Annotated in this window: 25 protein-coding genes and 2 pseudogenes; 8 read left to right on the top strand and 19 right to left on the bottom strand. The window is 32.2% G+C overall.

Going from position 1 to position 21364, the window contains the following annotated elements:
* The first annotated feature begins 29 nt into the window (after nt 1-29).
* A complete protein-coding gene (locus NHG49_RS05280; protein WP_064473797.1) occupies nt 30-1025 on the top strand; it encodes a zinc-dependent alcohol dehydrogenase family protein in 996 nt (331 codons plus the stop codon).
* A 117-nt stretch (nt 1026-1142) separates the two neighbouring features.
* Nucleotides 1143-1449, top strand: a pseudogene (locus NHG49_RS05275) (hypothetical protein).
* Nucleotides 1450-2240: 791 nt separating this feature from the next.
* Here NHG49_RS05275 and NHG49_RS05270 read toward each other — a convergent pair.
* The 4 genes from NHG49_RS05270 to NHG49_RS05255 all read right to left on the bottom strand — a co-directional run bounded on the left by NHG49_RS05270 (nt 2241) and on the right by NHG49_RS05255 (nt 3768).
* Nucleotides 2241-2552 carry a YbjQ family protein gene (locus NHG49_RS05270; protein ID WP_000637510.1) on the bottom strand — a complete coding sequence of 104 codons (312 nt, stop codon included), beginning with the start codon at nt 2550-2552 and terminating at the stop codon, nt 2241-2243.
* 138 nt (nt 2553-2690) lie between these two features.
* Nucleotides 2691-2894 (bottom strand): DUF4028 family protein, encoded by a 204-nt coding sequence (locus NHG49_RS05265; RefSeq protein ID WP_064473795.1) that lies wholly within the window; start codon nt 2892-2894, stop codon nt 2691-2693.
* A gap of 166 nt (nt 2895-3060) precedes the next feature.
* Complete coding sequence (locus tag NHG49_RS05260) at nt 3061-3591, bottom strand: general stress protein (protein ID WP_001100080.1); 531 nt, start codon at nt 3589-3591, stop codon at nt 3061-3063.
* Nucleotides 3592-3627: 36 nt separating this feature from the next.
* Complete coding sequence (locus tag NHG49_RS05255) at nt 3628-3768, bottom strand: hypothetical protein (protein ID WP_001004564.1); 141 nt, start codon at nt 3766-3768, stop codon at nt 3628-3630.
* Nucleotides 3769-3990: 222 nt separating this feature from the next.
* On the opposite strand from NHG49_RS05255, the gene NHG49_RS05250 reads away from it, so the two are divergent.
* The 3 genes from NHG49_RS05250 (at nt 3991) to NHG49_RS05240 (ending at nt 8011) form a co-directional block, all read left to right on the top strand.
* Nucleotides 3991-4242, top strand: a complete 252-nt coding sequence (locus NHG49_RS05250) for a hypothetical protein (protein ID WP_002011075.1) — start codon at nt 3991-3993, stop codon at nt 4240-4242.
* 204 nt (nt 4243-4446) lie between these two features.
* The gene (locus NHG49_RS05245) at nt 4447-7137 is read left to right on the top strand and encodes a response regulator (protein ID WP_242289841.1); all 2691 of its coding nucleotides are present in this window, start codon (nt 4447-4449) and stop codon (nt 7135-7137) included.
* 16 nt (nt 7138-7153) lie between these two features.
* Nucleotides 7154-8011, top strand: a complete 858-nt coding sequence (locus NHG49_RS05240) for a CheR family methyltransferase (protein WP_064473792.1) — start codon at nt 7154-7156, stop codon at nt 8009-8011.
* Nucleotides 8012-8050: 39 nt separating this feature from the next.
* Here NHG49_RS05240 and NHG49_RS05235 read toward each other — a convergent pair whose 3' ends face one another.
* From NHG49_RS05235 to NHG49_RS05215, 5 genes are all read right to left on the bottom strand, one after another.
* Nucleotides 8051-9193: a fused response regulator/phosphatase gene (locus NHG49_RS05235; protein WP_103656024.1), complete on the bottom strand. Its 1143-nt coding sequence runs from the start codon at nt 9191-9193 to the stop codon at nt 8051-8053.
* 325 nt (nt 9194-9518) lie between these two features.
* A complete protein-coding gene (locus NHG49_RS05230; RefSeq protein WP_064473790.1) occupies nt 9519-9959 on the bottom strand; it encodes a ferritin-like domain-containing protein in 441 nt (146 codons plus the stop codon).
* A gap of 69 nt (nt 9960-10028) precedes the next feature.
* Nucleotides 10029-10805, bottom strand: coding sequence for an RNA polymerase sigma factor SigB (sigB, locus tag NHG49_RS05225; protein WP_149173366.1), 777 nt, complete (start codon nt 10803-10805; stop codon nt 10029-10031).
* The gene (gene rsbW, locus NHG49_RS05220; RefSeq protein WP_088047893.1) at nt 10768-11250 is read right to left on the bottom strand and encodes an anti-sigma B factor RsbW; all 483 of its coding nucleotides are present in this window, start codon (nt 11248-11250) and stop codon (nt 10768-10770) included. Before rsbW ends, sigB begins: the two co-directional genes overlap by 38 nt.
* Nucleotides 11251-11256: 6 nt before the next feature.
* On the bottom strand, nt 11257-11595 hold the full coding sequence (locus NHG49_RS05215) for an STAS domain-containing protein (protein WP_149173367.1): 339 nt from the start codon (nt 11593-11595) through the stop codon (nt 11257-11259).
* 197 nt (nt 11596-11792) lie between these two features.
* Here NHG49_RS05215 and NHG49_RS05210 point away from each other — a divergent pair, with 197 nt between their 5' ends.
* Nucleotides 11793-11993: a hypothetical protein gene (locus tag NHG49_RS05210; RefSeq protein ID WP_064473787.1), complete on the top strand. Its 201-nt coding sequence runs from the start codon at nt 11793-11795 to the stop codon at nt 11991-11993.
* A gap of 129 nt (nt 11994-12122) precedes the next feature.
* On the opposite strand, the gene NHG49_RS05205 is transcribed toward NHG49_RS05210, so the two are convergent.
* The 3 genes from NHG49_RS05205 to NHG49_RS05195 all read right to left on the bottom strand — a co-directional run bounded on the left by NHG49_RS05205 (nt 12123) and on the right by NHG49_RS05195 (nt 13090).
* Nucleotides 12123-12374 carry a GlsB/YeaQ/YmgE family stress response membrane protein gene (locus NHG49_RS05205; protein WP_000522902.1) on the bottom strand — a complete coding sequence of 84 codons (252 nt, stop codon included), beginning with the start codon at nt 12372-12374 and terminating at the stop codon, nt 12123-12125.
* Between the two features lie 75 nt (nt 12375-12449).
* Nucleotides 12450-12650, bottom strand: a complete 201-nt coding sequence (locus NHG49_RS05200) for a CsbD family protein (RefSeq protein WP_000004264.1) — start codon at nt 12648-12650, stop codon at nt 12450-12452.
* 50 nt (nt 12651-12700) lie between these two features.
* Nucleotides 12701-13090: a YflT domain-containing protein gene (locus NHG49_RS05195; protein ID WP_000448807.1), complete on the bottom strand. Its 390-nt coding sequence runs from the start codon at nt 13088-13090 to the stop codon at nt 12701-12703.
* A gap of 192 nt (nt 13091-13282) precedes the next feature.
* Between NHG49_RS05195 and NHG49_RS05190 the strand changes: the two are divergent.
* Nucleotides 13283-13751: pseudogene (locus NHG49_RS05190) on the top strand (hypothetical protein).
* 454 nt (nt 13752-14205) lie between these two features.
* On the opposite strand, the gene NHG49_RS05185 reads toward NHG49_RS05190, so the two are convergent.
* From NHG49_RS05185 to NHG49_RS05170, 4 genes are all read right to left on the bottom strand, one after another.
* Entirely contained in the window at nt 14206-14841 is a 636-nt protein-coding gene (locus NHG49_RS05185) for a hypothetical protein (protein ID WP_064473785.1), read from the bottom strand.
* A gap of 126 nt (nt 14842-14967) precedes the next feature.
* Nucleotides 14968-16704 carry an S-layer homology domain-containing protein gene (locus NHG49_RS05180; protein ID WP_088047896.1) on the bottom strand — a complete coding sequence of 579 codons (1737 nt, stop codon included), beginning with the start codon at nt 16702-16704 and terminating at the stop codon, nt 14968-14970.
* A gap of 786 nt (nt 16705-17490) precedes the next feature.
* On the bottom strand, nt 17491-17631 hold the full coding sequence (locus NHG49_RS05175) for a hypothetical protein (RefSeq protein ID WP_170957612.1): 141 nt from the start codon (nt 17629-17631) through the stop codon (nt 17491-17493).
* A 443-nt stretch (nt 17632-18074) separates the two neighbouring features.
* The gene (locus tag NHG49_RS05170) at nt 18075-18356 is read right to left on the bottom strand and encodes an LCI fold-containing protein (protein WP_242289842.1); all 282 of its coding nucleotides are present in this window, start codon (nt 18354-18356) and stop codon (nt 18075-18077) included.
* Between the two features lie 403 nt (nt 18357-18759).
* Here NHG49_RS05170 and NHG49_RS05165 point away from each other — a divergent pair, with 403 nt between their 5' ends.
* Nucleotides 18760-18870: a YjcZ family sporulation protein gene (locus NHG49_RS05165; protein WP_000540371.1), complete on the top strand. Its 111-nt coding sequence runs from the start codon at nt 18760-18762 to the stop codon at nt 18868-18870.
* A gap of 466 nt (nt 18871-19336) precedes the next feature.
* On the opposite strand, the gene NHG49_RS05160 is transcribed toward NHG49_RS05165, so the two are convergent.
* The 3 genes from NHG49_RS05160 to NHG49_RS05150 form a co-directional block, all read right to left on the bottom strand.
* Nucleotides 19337-19474, bottom strand: a complete 138-nt coding sequence (locus NHG49_RS05160) for a Phr family secreted Rap phosphatase inhibitor (protein ID WP_000821340.1) — start codon at nt 19472-19474, stop codon at nt 19337-19339.
* On the bottom strand, nt 19471-20580 hold the full coding sequence (locus NHG49_RS05155; RefSeq protein ID WP_088047897.1) for a response regulator aspartate phosphatase: 1110 nt from the start codon (nt 20578-20580) through the stop codon (nt 19471-19473). The genes NHG49_RS05160 and NHG49_RS05155 overlap by 4 nt, the downstream gene beginning before the upstream one ends.
* 422 nt (nt 20581-21002) lie before the next feature.
* Nucleotides 21003-21353: an SH3 domain-containing protein gene (locus NHG49_RS05150; protein ID WP_000946188.1), complete on the bottom strand. Its 351-nt coding sequence runs from the start codon at nt 21351-21353 to the stop codon at nt 21003-21005.
* Nucleotides 21354-21364 lie beyond the last annotated feature (11 nt).

Genomic DNA, 21364 nt, shown 5'->3' with positions numbered 1-21364 from the left:
AAACCCAATCAAACTAAGGGGGCACATTTATCTTGCACGGAAAACACATTCGATTTCATGAGTTTGGGAACCCAAAAGATGTATTACAAGTTGAATATAAAAATATAGAACCATTAAAAGATAATGAAGTTTTAATCCGTATGTTAGTTAGACCGATCAATCCATCTGACTTAATTCCCATAACCGGAGCGTACGCTCATAGAATCCCTTTACCTAACATACCTGGTTATGAAGGTGTTGGTATTGTCGAAGATGTAGGTACGGGCGTTACTAGAGAGCTTATCGGTAAACGTGTTTTACCGTTACGAGGCGAAGGTACTTGGCAAGAGTATGTGAAGACATCAGCTGATTTTGTAGTCCCTATTCCTGATTCCATCGATGATTTCACAGCGGCACAAATGTATATTAATCCACTTACGGCATGGGTTACATGTACAGAAACGTTAAACTTACAGCGTAATGACGTTTTATTAGTGAATGCTTGCGGATCCGCTATTGGACATTTATTTGCACAGTTATCACAAATTTTAAACTTCCGATTAATTGCTATTACAAGAAATAATAAGCATACAGAAGAATTACTACGCCTTGGTGCTAAGTATGTAATTGATACTTCCACTGCCCCGCTTTATGAAACAGTTATGGAATTAACAAACGGGCTCGGTGCGGATGCTGCGATTGATTCTATCGGAGGACCAGATGGAAATGCATTAGCTTTCTCCTTACGTCCAAACGGGCACTTTTTAACGATCGGTCTTCTATCAGGAATACAAGTGAACTGGGCAGAGATTGTCACGAAAGCAAAAGTGCACGCGAACATATTTCACTTACGACATTGGAATAAAGAAGTGTCACCATATAAATGGCAAGAAACGTTTCATCACTTAATTCGTTTAGTAGAAAATAAGCAATTACGTTTTATGACGGTACATTCTACGTATGACTTAGCGGATGTGAAAGCAGCAGTTGATGTCGTGCAGTCTGCTGAGAAAACGAAAGGGAAAGTGTTTTTGACGAGTTATTAAATGCAATTGAAGAAGTCTTTTTGATTGACCTTTTAAATAGACTAAATAATACGTTTAGAAACATATAATTATAAACACCTGGTATAATTCCATTAAAAGGTAAAAGGAGATTTTCACATGTGGTTCATTTCGGCAATCGCGCCTGTTGTAATAGTTGGTGGAATTGTAGTATTTGTAATGAAAAGATTGGAACATAAATATAAGAACGGAAAATTAGGTAAGAAAAAATCTCAAAAAGCTCAACTGTTATTAAATAGTTTCATACCTATGGGAATGCTTGTTGGCTGTATGATCGGTTTGATTTTCGGTATGTTTTTCCCGGACTTCTCCCTGCTTTCAGTTAGTTTAGGGGCCGGAATAGGCTATTTATTTGGTTATTTCGCCTATGAAATTTATAAGTAAGACAGGAGATAATTTTTCATAATCCAAAAAGAATAATCAGGACAGTACATAGTAGTCATATACAATATGTACTGTCCTTTACTTTTGCATCAATGCTATCACCTTGCCTTTCACATCCTATACACCTTTTTTATTGATTTTCCTCTCCTCCCTCTTTTGTATATCCACTTTTTTATTTTCATTGGATCTATACCCATAGTAAAGTAGAGCACATGTAATAACTGAACCTACAATATATCCTAAAAAACATCCTAACCAAAACATAATGTGACTGCCTCCAATGCTTTATAAATTTTATGTAATACAACGCCTTACATGCTCAATCGTTTATTTCTATAAACTATACACCCTCTAAAGTTATTCATACCATTATTTCTCCCCTTACCTCAAATAACAATTTTATTATTTATCATAAAGTTGACACTCTCATTATACATATATATAGATTGTTGTACTTCTTACTTTTCTCCTTGAAAACAATATATACTACATTTGAAATAAGCGGGTACGTCTGCTTATTATCTAAATTCCCGTGCAATATCCCCTCACGAAATGCTAGGAGCAATCCTAGCATTTTATACAATAACGTTTGACGAAAAAGTTTTGGCCACTTTAAACATATGTAAATTATAGTTTCTTTTCAACTTTATCACTTAAACGGTTATATCATTTGAGTAAGCTAGTACATTCGCCCTCATCTTATTTTTTCCACTTATAAAAATCCATCCTCTCTTCTTCATTTTAACTTTAATCATGAAACAAAAAAATCCCCTCAAAGCATCAACTTCAAGGGGGAGCCTGTTTTTCATTTACTTATATACGTACAGCTGTACCACTGACAGCAACCATTAACATTCCATCACGAACAACCTCGTAATCTACGTCAATACCAACGATAGCGTTCGCACCTTTTTGTTTTGCAAGTTCTTTCATTTCATCCATTGCGATATCACGAGCTTCTTTTAGCTTGCTTTCGTAAGAACCAGCACGACCACCGACAACATCACGAACGGAAGCGAATAAGTCGCGGACAATATTTGCACCCATAATAGCTTCACCATTTACAATATCAATATACTCAATAATTTCTTTACCTTGAATTCCAGACGTTGTTGTTACAATCATGACTGACACTCTCCTAATAAGTTGTAATTTTTTAATGCGCTTTCTTATGTCTTTATTATGACACGGAAAAAGTATCTAATCTATTGAATTACCTTACAGGAGTGTGACAATTTTGTAAGATTAAAGCGCCTATTATGCTTAATAAATTGCTTTAACATTCGGATACATAAATGATTCTCTATTTTCTTTCCAATCCTTTTCTACTTCTTTAAAAGTTGGTCGCCCTACTTCTTCCTTGTTTTTCTGTTTATGAAACCATTTCTTTACATACTTCTCCCCATTTTGATTTTGAACTGTACAAAGGAAACTATTACTACTATCCTTTACTATTTTTACAATCACGAAAAGACACCTCTTCCCTTTTTAATATCATAATAGAACTTGATCTTTTACTATAAGCCCTTCCTCTCTTATAGTCATACGACTCCTCGGCCGCGCCAAAGTTGTAAGATCAAAAAACGATATTCACTATGTTTATATTTTGCATCATTGATATGTGAAGTAAATATTATTTAAAGAAATCAGAGTTATAAGCATTATGCTTATCAAATATTTTATAGATTTCTAACTTATCATCTAATTTTGCATCTACTAAAATTAATATATTTCCATCGTAAATGTATTCTTCATATTTCTTAGCATGTTCTTCGGGAATTCCTAATCCGATAAATGCTCCTATTAAACTTCCAGCTCCTCCGCCTATACCGGCCCCTCCAATAGCTGCTGCGATAGGTCCCGCTGCTACGATTGGACCCATTCCAGAAACGGCAAGTATACCAAGACCTGTTAATAAACCACCGAGTCCGCCTGCTACTCCTCCTGCCACAAGCCCTGTCGCTGAAAAGATATCCGCTTTATGTGCAGTTTCATGATTCACTTTTTCACCCGATTTTTCTTCCAGATGTTCAATTTCCTTTTGATCCTTCGCAATAGCTGAAATATTATCCGCCGAGTATCCTTTATCATTTAATTCATTAATAACACATGCCGCATCATCAATTGTTCTAAAAACACCTACTATTTTTCTATCTACATTCATAACTATTAACCTCCTAAAATTTTATATAGTGTATCTTTATCTTTCTTCATTTCTGTATACACTAATCTTCTTATTAACATAACCATTTACGAAAAAAGCGAATAATAAAAGGATTACAAGCGAACTACTTAACAAGTAAATTAAATCAAATGTAATATCAATCATCATTTCATTCATGTATACCAGACTCCTTTTTATTTAAAGCAAAAGTATATTTTTATAGACTAGAAATCTTATAATTCATCTTCAGTCAATCTCTTTGTAGTATATGTATACCCTTCGTAACCCTTTCTAAACCTAAAATACTATAATTATATTTTTTCTTATTTATATGTTTAACATTTTTTAAAACGGGTATGTTTATATTGTTATGCTTACTATATGGAAGGGAATATTTCGATGAATGCAATCCAATCTACTACTATTCTTTATAATGAAACACCTACAATAACGCAGATTCATCATTTTTATGCTTTAATGACAACATTTCAAACTAATTTATTTATAAGTAAACATGGAACACTTACTTCTATTAAAAGCTTAAGCACATTAATATCCTTTTTCCTTACTGTAAAAAAGAGAGAGCTTGTATTATTTATCTTTGAAGGAATAGATGCAAAAAAAGCTTTAAGCACACTCTTTCCTTCTTAAAAGTTTTATTATCCCCCGATTCCCTCGATCGTTACTTTTCATATATGTTTATATTTCAAAATGATTTCCTCTATTCAAAACGAGACCCCCTTATACAATAGGGGGATTTCTAGTTTGGCCTTATGAAAACTGATATAATATATATTACGTTTTTCATTCTTTACAATAGAAAACTTTTAATAACCTTGAAGGTAGGAATTTTTAATGAAATCGAAAGCAAAATTTAGTATTCGCTACAAAATTATGGCTGGTTATTTAGTTATGATTTTGTTCTTACTTATTTCTTTCATTATGTTAAACAATGAGATTTCCAATCTACAAAAATCTCGTAATTTTATTATTGATCACGATTTTAAAGTTCTTAATTTAACGAATCAAGTGGAGAAAGAATTGCTAACAATTGAAAATAAAGCGAAAGGATTTATTACTTCTAATGATGCAAATTACGTTCAATCCCTTAACACTGCGGAAAAGGATTACGAAAAACATTATCAAGATCTTTTTGCTCTATTAGAGGATAACCCCTCTCAGCAAGAAAAATTAAAACAGATTAATGAAAACATCAATAGTTGGATTAATAAAGAGATTCACCCATTCATTACAAATCACAATAGTAATAACATACAAGCAATCGACACGACTCAAATTCAGTCATTACAATCGCAGATAACTAACTTCCGTGGTGTAGAGGAGCAACTAACGAAAAAAAGAGCTGCACAATTAGATACTGAAAATAATAAATTAGAGATTTGGTTATACAGTTTATTGTTCTTACTTTCTTGTATTTCTATTATCATTTCACTCTATATTTCGAATTCCATTACAAAAACGATTAAAAATGTAATTCAAGCTATTAAATCCATTTCTTCTAAAGAAAAAATTACTGAAAGAATTCATGTAAACACGCGGGATGAAATAAAAGATCTTGCTCATACAACGAACCACCTACTAGACGAAATATCTAAAAGAGAGTGGTTACAAACCGAGCTTGCAGAATTAATTTTAATGTATCAAGGTGTACCTTCTATTGAGATGTTAGGTAAAAAAATTCTTAGTGGAGTTATACAAAAAACGCAAACCTCTTGCGGTGCATTTTATGTACGTGAAGAAATTGAAGAAACTGTCTACTATGTGAAAAAAGCTTCTTTCGCCGATCAAGGTTCTGATGTCGGAAAACAATCCATTAAAATGGGTGAAGGTTTAATTGGGCAATGTGCTTTAGAAAAACAAATCTTTATTCTTCGAGAAATACCAGAAGAATTTCGTTATGTCACTAGCGGCCTATTAGAAATACGCCCTCAAAACCTACTAGTCATCCCTATCTTATTTGAAGATGAAGTGATTGCAGTAATGGAGTTAGTAAGTGTAACTGAGATTTCAGACTTACATCAAGATTTAATTCAACAAACTGTTGATAACCTAGGTTTAACGATCCATAGTATTATGGGACGTATGCGAATTCAAACTCTTTTACATGAATCACAAGCAATGACAGAAGAGTTACAAGTTCAATCAGAAGAATTGCAAACGCAAGCTGAAGAACTACAAATGCAAGCCGAAGAATTAAGAACAACGAATGAACAACTAGAGTCTAGAACGGAAGAGGCCGAGCAAAAGACAGCTGACTTACAAATTACTAAATCAGAATTAGAAAAAAAAGCAAGTGAGTTATTACGTAGCTCAAAATACAAATCAGAATTTCTAGCAAATATGTCACACGAATTACGCACACCGTTAAATAGTATTTTACTATTATCTGAAATGTTAAAAGAAAATCATGATAATCATTTATCCGATGATGAAATTGAATTAGCGACCGTTATTCATTCATCAGGGAAAGATTTACTTACTTTAATTAATGACATACTAGATTTATCTAAAGTAGAAGCCGGAAAACTAGATGTGATTTTTGAAGCAACGAACATAAGTGACATGGCAGCAAATATGCAGCAAAACTTTTTACATATAGCTGCACAAAAAAATGTTGAATTTATGATTGAAGACAGTGATACGATTCCTGATTTGTTTTACACAGATGCAAAACGGATTGAACAAATTATTAAAAACTTATTATCCAATGCATTTAAATTCACGGAAAAAGGATCCGTCACTTTACATTTCGATTCGATAGAAACAACTAATTTGAGTCATGATATGCAGTATATAAGTAAAGATTGGATGACAATTTCAGTAAAAGATACTGGTATTGGTATTGCAAAAGAACAGCATCAACTCATTTTCGAAGCCTTTCAACAGGCAGATGGGGCAACGATTCGAAAATATGGTGGTACAGGCTTAGGGTTATCTATTTGTAAAGAGTTTGCTAGATTATTAGGTGGTTGGATTACGTTAGAGAGTAACGTAGGAGAAGGCAGTACTTTCACCGTATATATCCCTAACCTTCCAAATGGGTTAACTGATATACAAGTATCCAATTTAGAAGTCGCAGCAACGATAGAAGATGTTATTCCTGCTGAAGTTATTGAGGAAACTATTGTGACGGCAGAAACAAATAACGTCTTCCAAGAGAAAACTATTTTAATTGTCGATGATGATCATCGAAATATATTTGCATTACAAAATGCATTAGAAAAACAACATGCCAACATTATTACTGCACAAAACGGCATAGAGTGTTTAGAAATACTAAAAAACAATACAAATATTGACCTTATCTTAATGGATATTATGATGCCGAATATGGACGGTTATGAAACGATGGAACATATCCGAATGAACTTACGGTTACATGAAGTACCTATTATCGCACTAACTGCTAAAGCAATGCCAAATGATAAAGAAAAATGTTTATCTGCTGGCGCTTCAGATTATATAAGTAAACCATTAAATTTACATCAACTCTATTCAGTAATGAGTGTATGGTTAATAAAATAAGTGAGGTTTAGTTTAAGTGGAAAATAAGTATTATAATTTTGACCCATCTGTAGATATGGATAAGCGCACGAACTTAGAAATTGAATTACTATTGGAAGCGGTATTTAAACTATCTGGCTTTGATTTTCGCCAATATGCTCGCACATCTATTTATAGAAGAATTTGTAATAGAATGCAGCTCTCTAATATCCCTACCATTTCAAAATTAATTGAAAAAGTAATTCATGAGGAAGGGTTTTTAGAACAGTTATTAAATGATTTCTCCATTAACGTAACTGAAATGTTCCGTAACCCTGCTTTTTTTAAGGCACTAAGAGAGCATGTGATTCCTGAATTAAAAAAGTATCCTGAAATTAGAATTTGGCACGCTGGATGCGCAACCGGTGAAGAAGTATTATCAATGTCCATCTTACTTCACGAAGAAGGATTAAGTGAAAAAGCTGTTATTTACGCAACAGATATGAATACAAATGTGTTAGAAAAAGCAAAACAAGGCATCCTTCCGTTAAATAAAATGCAAACTTATACGAAAAACTATTTACAAGCTGGCGGTACACAAGCATTTTCTAACTATTATTCAACAGATAGTCGTTTTGCTTATTTTAATCCATCCCTGCTACAAAACATTATTTTTGCGCAGCATAATTTAGTAACCGATCAATCTTTTAACGAATTTCATATTATACTTTGCCGTAACGTTTTAATTTACTTTACAGGTAAACTTCAAAACCAAGTACAGCAACTATTTTATGAAAGTTTAGGCCACAATGGATTCCTATGTTTAGGAAATAAAGAAACTCTTCGTTTTTCACATATAATGCCGCATTATATCCAGTTTAATCCTAACGAACAAATCTATCAAAAAATACAATAAAAAGCGTATGAAATCCTCTGTTTGGATTTCATACGCTTTTTATTTCGCATTCGTTTGTATCATAATTAGGCACATATCATCTGATTGTGTTTTCTTCTGTTCTTCCTTATAAAACCCTTCTATCTCTTCTTCTAAATCTCCCCATTTTCTTTCTGTAAAAGCACGTAATTTCTCTTCAGACTCAAATTCATCATTTGCAATTGCTTCAAGAACACCATCTGTAAACAATGCGATTTGAGCGTTCTTCTCAAAATGTATAACTGTCTTTTCAACTTTTATTTCATCAAAAAATCCTACCGCACAACTCCCGCGATTTAGTTCCACTACATTCGCTTCATCAACTAAAACGTACCCAGAAGGATGTCCTGCATTTACATATTCAATTGTTCTCTTTTCTGTATCCACTACTAAGTATATCGCTGTAAAATAATATGGGATATTGTCATTTTCATTATGTAAAAGGGTCATATATTTATTTAAGTCTTTAATGACAAGTTCTGGATCGATTAAACATTTAATCGATTCACGTAATGCAGACGAGATAAACATACAAACTAATGAAGCAGATACACCATGTCCCATCACATCTAATAATATAATACCATAGCGGTTTTCATCGGTTTTATACCAATAATACATATCTCCAGCTAGTTTGAATGAAGGTAAGTAACTTGCTTCAATTTTTATATGATCTTCTCTTAATGGGCTACTTAATAAGTTTCTTTGTACTTGTGTAGCTAAATCTAATTCATTACGAAGGTTTTCTTCTTGTTCTTTATGCCAATTTAATTCCGATTTCAAGCGTAATGCTACACGCATACGCGCTAACAATTCAACTTTATTTATAGGTTTCGTAATATAATCCATTGCGCCTATATCAAGCGCTTCAGCTAATTTATTCGCATCTTCTAAAGCTGTTACAAAAATAATAGGAATATCTTTACACTTCTCCTCATTTTGTAATCGCCTACAAACTTCAAGTCCGTCAATTTCAGGCATCATAATATCTAATAGTATTAAATCAATTTCATTATGCCTGGAAGAATCTTTTCCAAAATGGATGTATTCGAAAAGCTCTTGTGCAGAATTAAGCGATACAAGATCCTGATATCCGGCTTGTTTTAAAATTTTTTCAATTACAAAAATGTTAACCGGATTATCATCGACAATTAAAATGGACACAAGTTATTTCCCCTTTTCTTATTTAAAATGTAAATCTATTATCATTTTCTATTTTTCTAGTATTGCATACTCAGTTACAAAATGAAAATTTCCTACTCAAACATATTTATACAGCAAAAGAACAAACCCCCTAGAAATGAGGGTTTGTTCTTTCACTCTATAAAGTGAAACTTTAATCAGTGGGGGTTTTCTTCATCCCCCACTGATTATTAGTTGAACCAATCGGACTTTTATGGGCAGTTGATCCCCCACCTAAATTCTTTGCTTTCGCTGCATTTTGAGGTGGGGGTCTTACTGCCCATTAAAGTGGGGTAAATTTCCACTATTAATTTAACACCATCGCTTTGTCTTTTAAAAGACGATCTAATTCTTCCATATGATTTGTTTCATCTGCGATCATATCTTCTAACTTTACAACTAACTCTGTCATATTTAATTTCGCTGCCTGTTCTTTTCTCGTTTCATAGCGCTTAATTGTTTCATATTCTGCTTGTCTAGCTTCTTCTAACATTTCTCTAACATCTTCTACTTGTTTCACTGGTAAAGGGATCGTAGTAGGTGTACCACCTAGCGTCTTAATTTTCTCCGCTAAATATAAGGCATGTCCTTGTTCATCACTAATTTCAGATTCAAAGAAAGGTTTTAACACTTGTCTATATATACCAGAAACTGTAGCTGCATTATGGTTATACATTATAATTGCCGAGTATTCTCCTGCTAAATCTTCGTTCAATCCTTCGATTAGTTCTTTCACATCGTGTGACATTTTAATATCTCCTCCTATACTTAATAACTACCCCTTTTCTCATGTTTTAAACATAATTTTTTAAAATTTTTATGTATCTAAAAACGCTGCTTGCTTCAATTTATTTATCGCTTGTCTTTTAATACGAGAAACGTGCATTTGTGAAATACCTAACCGTTCTCCTGTATCCTTTTGATTTAAATTTTCTCCAAATATATAATGAATGACACTCTTTTCCGTATCATTTAATACGTTAAAAATATCCTTTAAAACGAGACGTCTTTCTGTCTCTTCATATCCTTGCTCTACTTCACCTACAGATTCAATTCTCGCTACGGAACTTCCATCAGATGAATTTTCAACTACATCATCTAAGGACGATACTCGATAATTATTTTTTGCATCCATAATTTCTAGCACTTCCTCTTCGGATAATCCTAAATGATCTGCAATCTCTATAATCTTCGGTGAACGTTGCAAATGATCTGTTAGCTCCTCTATCGCAAGTTTAATCTTCCCGCCTAAATCTTTAATTCGCCTTGGAACATGAATGCCCCAAGTTTTATCACGTAAATACTTCTTTATTTCACCTACTATCGTAGGTATTGCAAATGGCTCAAAAGCATTCCCTATCGAATAATCATACCTTCTTATTGCGCCTAAGAGCCCTAACATTCCTACTTGTATAATATCCTCATGCATTGGCCCACCTTTTGAATAGCGATATGCAATGGAATATACGAGATTTTTATAATGATTAACCAATCTTTCCTGCGCTTCATCACATTGGTTTTGTTGGAATTCTGCAATTAGTTTAATAACGTCTTCTTTAGTAAGATTTGTAGGTTGAGATTGGATTTCCATCATTCTCCACCTGCTCTCTTTGTATATATTTTGTCATTAAAACTGTCATGCCCTCATCATGCATAATTTGTATATCATCCATTAACGTATTTATTAAATATAAACCTAGACCATTTTCCGGCAAATGTTCTACTGGTTTATTAATATCATACGGACCAACTTTCCTTTTTAAAGTGCTAAAATCAAAGCTAACTCCATTATCCGCAACCATAATTTCTAATCGATCTTCATATAGACCAAAGACAATTGTAATTTCTCCAATGTCTTCCTTATACGCATGTTGTACAATGTTTGTACATGCTTCACTAATAGCAATTTTCATATCCTCTATATCGTCATAAGCAAAGCCCATTCGATTCGCAACACCAGCCATTGTTAAACGAATAATAGCCACATATTCTGCTTTTGCAGGAATTTTCATTTCTATCTTTTCAAATTTCTCCATCATCCCTAGTCACCTTCTTTCTACTTTTTCAAAATCGGAATTCAAATTTAATATTTCTGTTAGTCCTGTAATATCAAATAATCTTTTTAGTCTTTTAGAGACACCAATAAATTCTAGCTTGCCATCATTTTTCTTAATTGTTTTTAAAAGAGCTATAAATACGCCTAAGCCTGTACTATCCATATACTCTACCTCAGTAAAATCTACTACAATATGAACCTCTTTTTCGCTTGCAATAGGCATTACCTTATTTTTTAAATCTGATGCCGTATACGCATCAATCTCACCATTAAGTTGTACTGTATAGCCTAAATCACTTTGCAAAATATTTATTGCCAAATTCATCATTTCCGCCCCCTTATCTCAAACTACTACTATTTAATTACCCATAAAAATTAGTTTTAAACATATTTTTTCATTTTAATTATAAATAAATTTTCTACACCTTTCTCAGCTTAACACTAAAAAAAATACTACCAAATGTTTAAACCTTATAAATTTGTGTATGTATAATGTATAAACATTATTTTTAGGGGGATCTATCTATGGAAGAGCACAGCTTTAAAAAGGGAGATTTTGTTCAATTTTCTTATCGACACGATCATGCTACAAAATTAATTGGTTCCATTATTAACATACTAACGAATACAATTGTAGTTGATATAGGTAATAGCGAGGACTTATCTCATATAGAACCAAGGCAGGTCGTAAGAATAAATAATTGTGAAAAAGTAACAATGGTTTAATACATATTAGAAAGTATAATTTTAATGAGTGGGGGTTCTTCATCCTCCACTCATTTTTATGTATATTTATCAGTTCGTTAACCTTATAGCTATATATAACAAAATTAAGATTACTATTCATTATCATACTTACGCTTTCCGTAGCATTCTAGAAAAGAATGTAACGATTAAAATAAAGACGATTGCACCTAATAAAGCTGGAAGAATAAAGATACCTCCCCATTCAGGGCCCCAGTGACCAAATAAGGCACTACCTACCCAAGATCCGATTAATCCGGCAATAACATTACCAACTATACCTAAAGGAAAGTCTTTTCCCGTAATCATTCCAGCTAATGCACCAATAAGTCCACCTACAATACACGTAATAATAAGTCCCATAATTAGACCTCCTATATTATTTTTATAATGGATTTATCAAGCTTTGGCGTTTAACCAAAGCTTGATAAACATGTATTATTCTTTGTTATCCAATCCATCACTTATCTTTTGTTTCACTTTTCCGACTTTTTCTTTTACAGTTCCCTTCGTCTTCTCCCACTTCCCTTCATTTTTCAACTCTCTATCTTCTGTAACTTCACCAATTCCTTCTTTTACTTGCCCCTTTTTCTTTTCAACTTTACCGGTAATTTGTTCTTTTAGCCCGCTCTCACTCATATTTCCAATCTCCTTTTCGTAATAGATTTATAGATTTAAAGGATACAAATTTAAATAGAATACGTGCATCTTCTTTCTTGTAACCATTCACCGATTCTTTCTAAATCCTTAACGAATAACAAGATTTTTCCTTCATCCAGTTTTTCTTCATAAAAGTTAGCTTCTTCCTCATTAAGTCCTAACTCTTGCATCTTATTTCTTAACTGATCTCCCGTTTTTTGAAAGACGTTAATAATGCTTGTCCCAAGTCCCTCCTCTTTTATTCCAATTGTATTCACGTCTGCATTGTCTGCGATTCTATCTGTCCTTTCTTTCTCATGTGTTAATACGTAAATATCTTTTTGGTCTATCCCTTTCTTCACTAGATCATTCGCCGCATTCATGACCTCTTTCTCCGTAATAAATTCATATACAAAAGGTTTACTATACTTCGTTTCCATCTTTAACTTCCTCCTCTAAAATGAATTATTTGTTATATTATATGTAGTACACCCATTTTCGAAATGTTAAACATAAAATATGAAAAAAGTTATGTGAATTTTTTCTATCCTAAAACTAGTAGAACAAATCTACTTACAATAACTACCTAAATTAACAGAAAATTGTTATAATTTAAGGTGAAGGGGGATACTATGAAAAAAATCATATCTATATGCGCTCTAACCGCTCTATCTTTCACTTTAATAGGATGTACAAGCACCTCAGCTACAGATAAAGCTTCACAAGCTAAGCAAGAACATACACAAACTACCTTTCAATTAAACTCCGCAAATATTATAGATATTGAAATACTTAGCACAATAAATAACAACGTTTCAAAATCTCAAACAGACAACGAAGAAATGATACAATCTATCGTTTCAGCAGTTCAAAAAGGCACACCTAAAACAATCACACTAGATCAAAAAAAAGAGAGAATCAGCACATTCTACTATTACCGTTACATATAAAGATGACGCAAAAGAAGAGTTTCTTGTGTGGGTTGATAATAAGAAGCAAATTACGATTGCTAAAGATGAGAAGAAAGATAAGGTTGAAGGTGTGATGTTGAATATTGAAGATGTTAAAATGATGAAGGATTTTTTTAAGAAGACATCTTAGAAGATGTCTTCTCTTTGTACATTAAAAAAGCCCACCTATTTCCGTAGGCGGGCCTTATCTTTATTACACAATAAGAAAGTATACTCTCTTTTCCTCTGAATTTTTATGTAATTATACATATTCACGACAATGTATGTGGTAAATTCTAAATTGTAGGCATGCTCTATAAAATTGCTTCTTTTAAAAGAAGCAATTTTTATTAACTTTAGTCATAGTCACTATACATAAAAAGTAAAAGAGGAGTGAAATTTCACTCCTCTTTTTAATTGTGGATTCTAACACGCATTAGATCACTACTAGAATTTTGCTTCTCTACGCTTATATCTATTTTAAGATTGTTTTTATTTATATCAAAGTTTGATTTTATACAGTTTGACTGTATATGTAAAATGCAGGAACGACTTTATAACCCATAACAAAAACGCTACCTTTTTAAAAAGATAGCGTTTTTGTATTACCCTTGCTTATTCTTTGCTTTCATTTGCTCTTCATAAACAAACTTTGCGGTCATAAAATCGTTAGGAAAATCTCCCAATGCCTTCTTCATCACGTTCAATTCTTCTTGTGATTTGATCTCTACTCCGTTTAAGAAATCAAATGCTTTTGATTGTTCATCCGCAACAAAGTTTTGCGTCATATAATCATCTTGAAAGTCTTGCTTCGCTTTTTCTTTCACTTTGTTCATTGCATCTGTTTTATTTATACTTTTCACAGGGTTTGCGAATGCCCCTGTAGGCTGTTCTTGTTTCGGCTCTTCTTTCGTTTCCGGCTGTGGAGCTGGGGCTGGTTGTTGCTTAGGTTGTTCTTGTTGAACTGGCTGTTGTACTACTTCTTGCTCTTTTTTCGCTAATTCATCTTTTAACTTCTTAACTTGCGCATCAAGAGATTTTTTTTCAGTTTCTAATACACCCATATCACTTTTTAACTTTTGCATTTCTTCATAATGTTCATCTACTAATTTATTGTATTCTTTCTCAGTGTACATTTTTTCACTAGTTGATGTCGTTTTTCCCTTCGCAATAACTACATTAATAATTACAAGTAACACTATGATTCCTATTAACGCAGCTAAAATCTTCTTTTTGTTCATTATTAATCCTCCAAAATGTAAAATTACCAAAGTCATCATAACAGATGTAGCTATGTTCCTTTGTCATATTTTGTCGAACTAAAATAATAAAAAAGCATCTGAAACAGATGCTTTTTCTCATTCTCACTACATAAACGTAATCGTCACTAAAGAATATCCTTCTTTCGCATTATACGGCTCAGCTTTATAAGAAACACGGTTCGCCCCTTGCGGATAACCAATTTCTCCAATTACTTTTTTCACATCTTGCAATGCGCCATCCATTGATTGTTTATAAAGAATTTCAATCTTTGGTGACTTTTCGTTATAACGTTGCTGCATTTTATTTTTGAATTCATTATAGTTGTTTGCGATGTATTCATTTCCTAAATAATTTAACTTTGTATCTTTTAATATTTGCTGATATGCAGGGATTTTCGTACTACCTGCCGCAATTTTATTTGTTAATGTACTATAATAATTTGTTGTAGCTTGCGGATAATCACTTCTGTTCCACTCATGATTTCTTGCGATTTGCTCATCTGATAAGTTGAAATAAGAATATGTTACGCGGCCTTGTTCATCTGGTATCGGATCATCGAATGTTGTATCAAGGTGATACCATTTGTTTTCGATTTTCACTAAATTCCAAGCATGAGGCTGACCATCTCCAGTTCCTACTACAAAATGATTCTCAACTCCAGCTTCTTTTAATAATTGATAGGTTAATAGTGCGTAACCTTGGCAAACTGCAGAACGATTTACGAGTGCTTCATATGCTGTGTAAGCTTTATAAGACGTATCATAAGAAATATGCTTTACGACATAATCATGAATCGCCTTCACTTTTTCGTGATCATCCATTCCAACTTGCGTAATAGAAGAAACAATTGCCTTTGCTTGCTTCATTACATATTCCGTTTGTTCTTTCGTTTCACGATATGTAATCTTTAACGTAAACGTATAATTTCCAGGTGATCCAGAAATTCCATATGAAACATTCGATCTATTATAATTTGTATACTCATTTTTACTTGCGACTTCTTTATAGGCGTTGAAAAGTGTCTTCATTACTTCTTCATGATTACTATTTTTCGTTTTATATGGAAGTGTAATATTCGTTTCATACGCATTAATACGCTTTTGCACTTCATCTTTAAAAGCCGCTAATAATGCCGCATCTCCTGTATTTTGCACCGCAACTTCAGGCTTTTTATATTTCAAAGTATTATATAAAAACTGTGCATATTGTTCACGTTTTACCGTGCTATATGGCTCAAATCCCCCTTCGCCTGTACCAGAAGCAATCCCGTTTGATTGCACCGCACTAATTGCATTTTCACCCCAATAACCACTTGGAACATCATTAAATGTATGCTTTTGTTTCGCAGAAAGATGGAAAGCGTTTGTAAGAATTTGTGCCATTTCTGCGCGGCTAACAGAGTCTTTCGGTCTAAATCCACCGTTTGCATCACCTTTAAAAACCCCTAATTTCGTTAACGTTAAAACCTCTTCTGGAAACAATGTTGAACCTGAGCGAATATCTCGATACGGATTATTTAAAGTAGATCCATCTTTTAATACGTAACGAGCACCTTCATTACTGAACGTACCACCTTGCTTATTCGGTACTAACACACGATAAATTAAAGCTGCAACTTGCTCTCTCGTCGCAACATCTCCAAAACCAAATATTCCATTTCCATAACCGGAAATAATATTTTTACTCGCTAAATCTTTAATCGCGGGATACGACCAATGCGATGTAGGAACATCAGAAAAAATACCTGCCTCAGCAGCTTTCACATCACTGCCATTTGTATATAATAAAGCGCCACCAATAAGTGTTAATGATGTAATTGATTTTAATAGTTTTGTGTACATAATTCCTTCTCCCAATACGTTCTCTATTTTTATATTTTGTCGAAAAATCTAAAATAATATGACAAAACATATTATACTATTAAAATTTTTTGAAGGATATATTAAGTTTCGAAATATGCAAAAACTCATATTATTATATTTTTCCGTATTAATATTATGTTGTTTTACTTGCGGATATATAAAAGGGTCTATTGTATCATGTCGAAAATATCATTTATAACCAAATTGCTTTACTTCTATCCTAATTCTTTCTGTAGAATCATAGGAAAAGATGGCGTTTTTGTATGTCTATTTCTGTATCTGATGAATTACAACTATTTGCTCAAGAAGTACCACATCAAAATCTGTATATTCTCTTCTCCTCGGGCTATTGATAAAGAAAAGGCATTCTTATGAATGCCTTTTCTCTCTTATATATGCTCTTCTTAATTTAATTTGTGATAAACCACTGGACATTTAATTATAAAAAAGTACCAATAACAAAAAAAGTTAAAAATAATGATACATATCCAAGATACATAAAACGTTTATCGTGTGTTTTAAAATATAACGTAATACACAGTAAAGTGACCAGTAAAAAAACTGCTGTAGACACCATGAACATCAATGTTTTTTAATTCCTCATTACTTTATACTGCTAAATTAGGCATTTCTTTTTTTAATACTGAATTCGTAACGGTATCTATTATTCTTAATTTAATTATATTACGTTTAAGTAATATTAATTTTATATTAATACACCTTTTGAAAAAATTCTTTTTTCTTGATTAAATTCCATTTTTCACTCTAAAATACAGCAGAACCCACCCACTTACCTACAATGTAACCAATATAAATAAGCAGAGCCCCTGTTAAGATATAAAAACAAGATTTAAAATACATACTCCTTTCAATCGCATCACCAATTTTATGAAACATGTTTGACATAAAGAAAACACCACCTTTTTATAATTATTAGAGTAAAACACACAGAGATATTATCAGAAAATAACTAATTAACACAACACTTATTGGAATAATAATATATAAAATAATAACATTCTTAGCAAAAAATTAAAATTTATGAAATGAATTACTTTGGAGTTAATATTTAGAATTCAAAAGGTTTATTAGGTAAAAAACACTTTATATTACCACTAATTATTTCTATTTAATAAATCCCCTAGCCTTTATGACAACGCTTGAACATACCTTTCTATAAAGTTGATTAATAATAGGATTGAATCATATTGCTCAATGTCCCATATTGTTTAACATAATAAAATAATATTCAATCGGAGGAAAGAACCTTTGGGTGCCTTTTTTTTATGGAGAATCAGTTTAAAAACTAAAAATAAAAGAACCTCAATAAATGAGGTTCAAAAAATCTACTATTTTAAATTACCTTCGTAAAAAGCAACTCCATTTTGAACATGTTTTAAATACCACGTAATCGTCCCGTCACAAACATTTTCATTAAAACTATTAGCATATACTCCATTTGAGTAATAAAGAGTTCTTTTGAATTTACCATTAGAATACTCATAAGGAATTGAGCATGCTGCTTGCTTCGGAGAGTTCACAGCTTTTTGCGTATCAGCCGAGGCTGCCCCAATTCCTCCTGTTAATGCAATACCAGTTGCTAATGCTCCCACTACTAATTTCTTGAACATAATAAATCCCCCTTTAATAGTTTTTATAGCTTACAACTTAAATGTATCACTTTTGTAATTTATGTAAATATCTTGAATATGTAGAAATATTTATTTGTTTTTTGGTAATATTGGGATTTTATTTTATCAAATGGAAAATAGAGGGAATCAGAAAAGTATGTAACAATGCATAATAAATCAATCGGATATTATGATATACTCACAAAGAGCTGATACAAAATTTCTTTAGATTGGAAAACTAAAGTCTTATCTACCTAACAGGAAGGCGCCTAATGGTGTCTTTTCTTTATTTTCAAAAGGACCTGCTCAATTCATTCTTTAAAACATAAGGTAAAGTAAACCCGTTAAAATCTATGGAATGAACCCTAGTTTTACCCTCTTATCTAAAGGAGGCACTATTATTATGGGATATGGTGGTAGTTGCGGCGAAGGCTGCGGTTTCGCTGGAGGATTTGCTTTACTAGTTGTATTATTTATTCTATTAATCATTATCGGATGTAGTTGTTTCTGCTAAAAAACTATTAGAAAAGGTACCTATATATGGGTACCTTTTCTTTATGTGTCTTATTCATTATCTAGTTCCAAACTTTTATCACGATTGGATTCGTGTTTTTCATTTTTCGCATTCGTCATACCTCAAATATGAATCGATTTAAGACATGAGCTTTTAACTAAAAGAATTTGGGACCATTTTCTCCCACAAAGGAAATACCTTGTTGAAAAACTCTATTATTTTTAATAAAAAATAAGTTCATATAGATGCTATTTATAATATCCAAGAATAGATAATCGTATAAAAAACACCATTCCGGTGAGGCTCTTTTTTAAGTCAGGAATAAGTTTTTACTGCGGTACATATGAAAATAAATCATCTGATTATAAAATAAAAAAACGCTCATTTGAGCGTTTCATCTATATAATACCTAATAATTACTTTTTCTTCACTTTGATCTAACAACTCTTTATACTTCAATATTCCATCAGCCCCACGGCTCTCCATGCGTATATTGTATAACGTTTGTTGTATTAACCTTTGATTGGTCTGTTGGAGCATTTACTCCATTTAATAGTATGACCGTAATTATTAATCCAATTGAGCTGCTTATGATTCTTTTCATTTTAAAGCCCCTTTCTGAAAACCTTTTTCTTTTTCTTTATATCCTAAATAGAAGTATTCACTAGATTTTATTGAATTTCCTTCTTTATGATATTTAACCGCTAACTTTTCAGCATATTCCTGGACATATTGCCATAAACCTACTTCATTAAAGAAAGAAATTCCTTTAGAAATAGCTAACTCTAATTCTTCAGCAGAAACATTCTCATTCATTCCCTTTAGAATTTTAAAATGATGTTCATATTCTTTTTGTTCTAGTTCATTACAGATTACTAATCCTTTTTCAATTAAAGACGCTGCAAGCTTTGTTTTTCCTAACTTTAAATTCTCTCTAGCTTCCAAAAAAATCGCTCTAAAGTGATTCGGGATTTTTTGTGATACTTCTGATAAATAACGAAGTGCTAAATCAGATAGGTTTTGCTCTGCATACATAACCCCTAAACTATGTCGAACTCGTAACATTAGCTCTTCTTCATTTTGCTTTTTCAAAATATCCAGAGACGACATAAAATAAACCTCTGCCTGCTCAAATTCATTTAGTTTTACACATGCTAACCCAAGAACATTGTCACATGCTGCGACCTTCCTACTATACCCATACAGCCCTTCAAATGTATTTCTTGCTCTAGTTGCATATTGAATGACTAAAATAGGCTGGCAAACATGATAATAGTAGCTGGATAGCTTAAAGTTAAATTCTGCTTTTTCGATTGGATCCTGAATATTTTCCAACAAAGATTCTGCTATTCCATAATGCTTTTCAGCCACTTTAAAATCACCGTTTACCGTAGCATGAGAAGCCTTAAAGAAATGGTAATAATATAATAGAGATTCATCTGATGGCGCTTCATCTAACTTCATTTTTCTTAGATCATTCTTAGATATGTCAGATTGATGGGGATAAAACTCTGCACTCAACATTTTAAATCTAAAATCTAAAAGTGAATAAAACTCTGTATTCTTTTGATCTTCTTCCATACTATTAATTTTTGTATCAATACTTTGTTTTAATTCCTTTGCCTTAACGAAATTCTGTGAACGAATTTCTCGATACCACTCATGTAAAAGTAAAGTGATTTCTTCCTTTTTTATTACGTGTACACTCATATAGATACTTCTCCTTTGTCTATAGATTACTAACATAATAACAAAAATAAACCTATAAAACATTTAATTTTCTGAATATTATTGTTTCAAAAAAATTTCTCAATACACTTTCACCATTTCAACTCTTTAAACTTATAACTTTTTCTGTCCCTTATTCGTTTCTATATAAAAAATAAACATATAAATCAAAGATACTATAATTTTTTATAATTCTTGATTTCTCACTCTTCATTGCATGATAAATTTCCCCATACTAATTAACAACTAACATTAAAACTATTAATCCAATAAATCCTTAGAAAAAAATGGTTATCTATACACAAAATTGGTTAAATATGGATATTTCAAAAAGAGATAAAAAGAACTAATCCCTAAAAGAGATTAGTTCAATATATCCAGAGTTATTATTATAGTACATAGTTTTATGAGCAAACGTTATATAATGTTGTATGGGATACATAACCTGTCATCCCTTTATATGTAACTTTTAACCACTGTTTAGAATTACTGTAATGACCTTGAACATATTCACCAGTTACCCATGTTCCAGTAATTTTCGCACCATCATTAAATGTATGTAAGACAGGTGATCCAACAGTGTAACCACTGCGCATCTTTGCACCATATACACCTACCGTACCTCCCTTTGCACAAGCTGCTACTACAGTTTTATTTTCAGTAGTATTCGTAGCCGCAAAAGCAGAGCCGTTAAATGTAAACAAAGTAAACATAAAAGCTGTTAATAAAGTACAAATAGATAAGCGACGTAACAAAATAAATTCCC

The sequence above is a fragment of the Bacillus sp. IBL03825 genome, from assembly GCF_024712505.1.
GTDB classification, from domain to species: domain Bacteria; phylum Bacillota; class Bacilli; order Bacillales; family Bacillaceae_G; genus Bacillus_A; species Bacillus_A wiedmannii.
Note: the sequence above shows the minus strand (reverse complement) of the source record. Positions and strands in the feature narration are given on the sequence as shown.

Excerpts from the sequence above, each read along its gene's own strand:
- NHG49_RS05230 (WP_064473790.1), bottom strand. The coding sequence starts at position 9,959 with ATGTCACACGATGTGAAAGAACTAATCGAAGGATTGAACGAAGATTTA.
- NHG49_RS05185 (WP_064473785.1), bottom strand. The coding sequence starts at position 14,841 with ATGAACAAAAAGAAGATTTTAGCTGCGTTAATAGGAATCATAGTGTTA.
- NHG49_RS05245 (WP_242289841.1), top strand. The coding sequence starts at position 4,447 with ATGAAATCGAAAGCAAAATTTAGTATTCGCTACAAAATTATGGCTGGT.
- sigB (WP_149173366.1), bottom strand. The coding sequence starts at position 10,805 with ATGATGGAAATCCAATCTCAACCTACAAATCTTACTAAAGAAGACGTT.
- NHG49_RS05255 (WP_001004564.1), bottom strand. The coding sequence starts at position 3,768 with ATGAATGAAATGATGATTGATATTACATTTGATTTAATTTACTTGTTA.
- NHG49_RS05160 (WP_000821340.1), bottom strand. The coding sequence starts at position 19,474 with ATGAAAAGAATCATAAGCAGCTCAATTGGATTAATAATTACGGTCATA.
- NHG49_RS05165 (WP_000540371.1), top strand. The coding sequence starts at position 18,760 with ATGGGATATGGTGGTAGTTGCGGCGAAGGCTGCGGTTTCGCTGGAGGA.
- NHG49_RS05210 (WP_064473787.1), top strand. The coding sequence starts at position 11,793 with ATGGAAGAGCACAGCTTTAAAAAGGGAGATTTTGTTCAATTTTCTTAT.
- NHG49_RS05155 (WP_088047897.1), bottom strand. The coding sequence starts at position 20,580 with ATGAGTGTACACGTAATAAAAAAGGAAGAAATCACTTTACTTTTACAT.
- NHG49_RS05250 (WP_002011075.1), top strand. The coding sequence starts at position 3,991 with ATGAATGCAATCCAATCTACTACTATTCTTTATAATGAAACACCTACA.
- NHG49_RS05200 (WP_000004264.1), bottom strand. The coding sequence starts at position 12,650 with ATGAGTGAGAGCGGGCTAAAAGAACAAATTACCGGTAAAGTTGAAAAG.
- NHG49_RS05260 (WP_001100080.1), bottom strand. The coding sequence starts at position 3,591 with ATGAATGTAGATAGAAAAATAGTAGGTGTTTTTAGAACAATTGATGAT.
- NHG49_RS05270 (WP_000637510.1), bottom strand. The coding sequence starts at position 2,552 with ATGATTGTAACAACAACGTCTGGAATTCAAGGTAAAGAAATTATTGAG.
- rsbW (WP_088047893.1), bottom strand. The coding sequence starts at position 11,250 with ATGATGGAGAAATTTGAAAAGATAGAAATGAAAATTCCTGCAAAAGCA.
- NHG49_RS05205 (WP_000522902.1), bottom strand. The coding sequence starts at position 12,374 with ATGGGACTTATTATTACGTGTATTGTAGGTGGACTTATTGGTGCATTA.
- NHG49_RS05215 (WP_149173367.1), bottom strand. The coding sequence starts at position 11,595 with ATGATGAATTTGGCAATAAATATTTTGCAAAGTGATTTAGGCTATACA.
- NHG49_RS05170 (WP_242289842.1), bottom strand. The coding sequence starts at position 18,356 with ATGTTCAAGAAATTAGTAGTGGGAGCATTAGCAACTGGTATTGCATTA.
- NHG49_RS05175 (WP_170957612.1), bottom strand. The coding sequence starts at position 17,631 with ATGTCAAACATGTTTCATAAAATTGGTGATGCGATTGAAAGGAGTATG.
- NHG49_RS05195 (WP_000448807.1), bottom strand. The coding sequence starts at position 13,090 with ATGGAAACGAAGTATAGTAAACCTTTTGTATATGAATTTATTACGGAG.
- NHG49_RS05180 (WP_088047896.1), bottom strand. The coding sequence starts at position 16,704 with ATGTACACAAAACTATTAAAATCAATTACATCATTAACACTTATTGGT.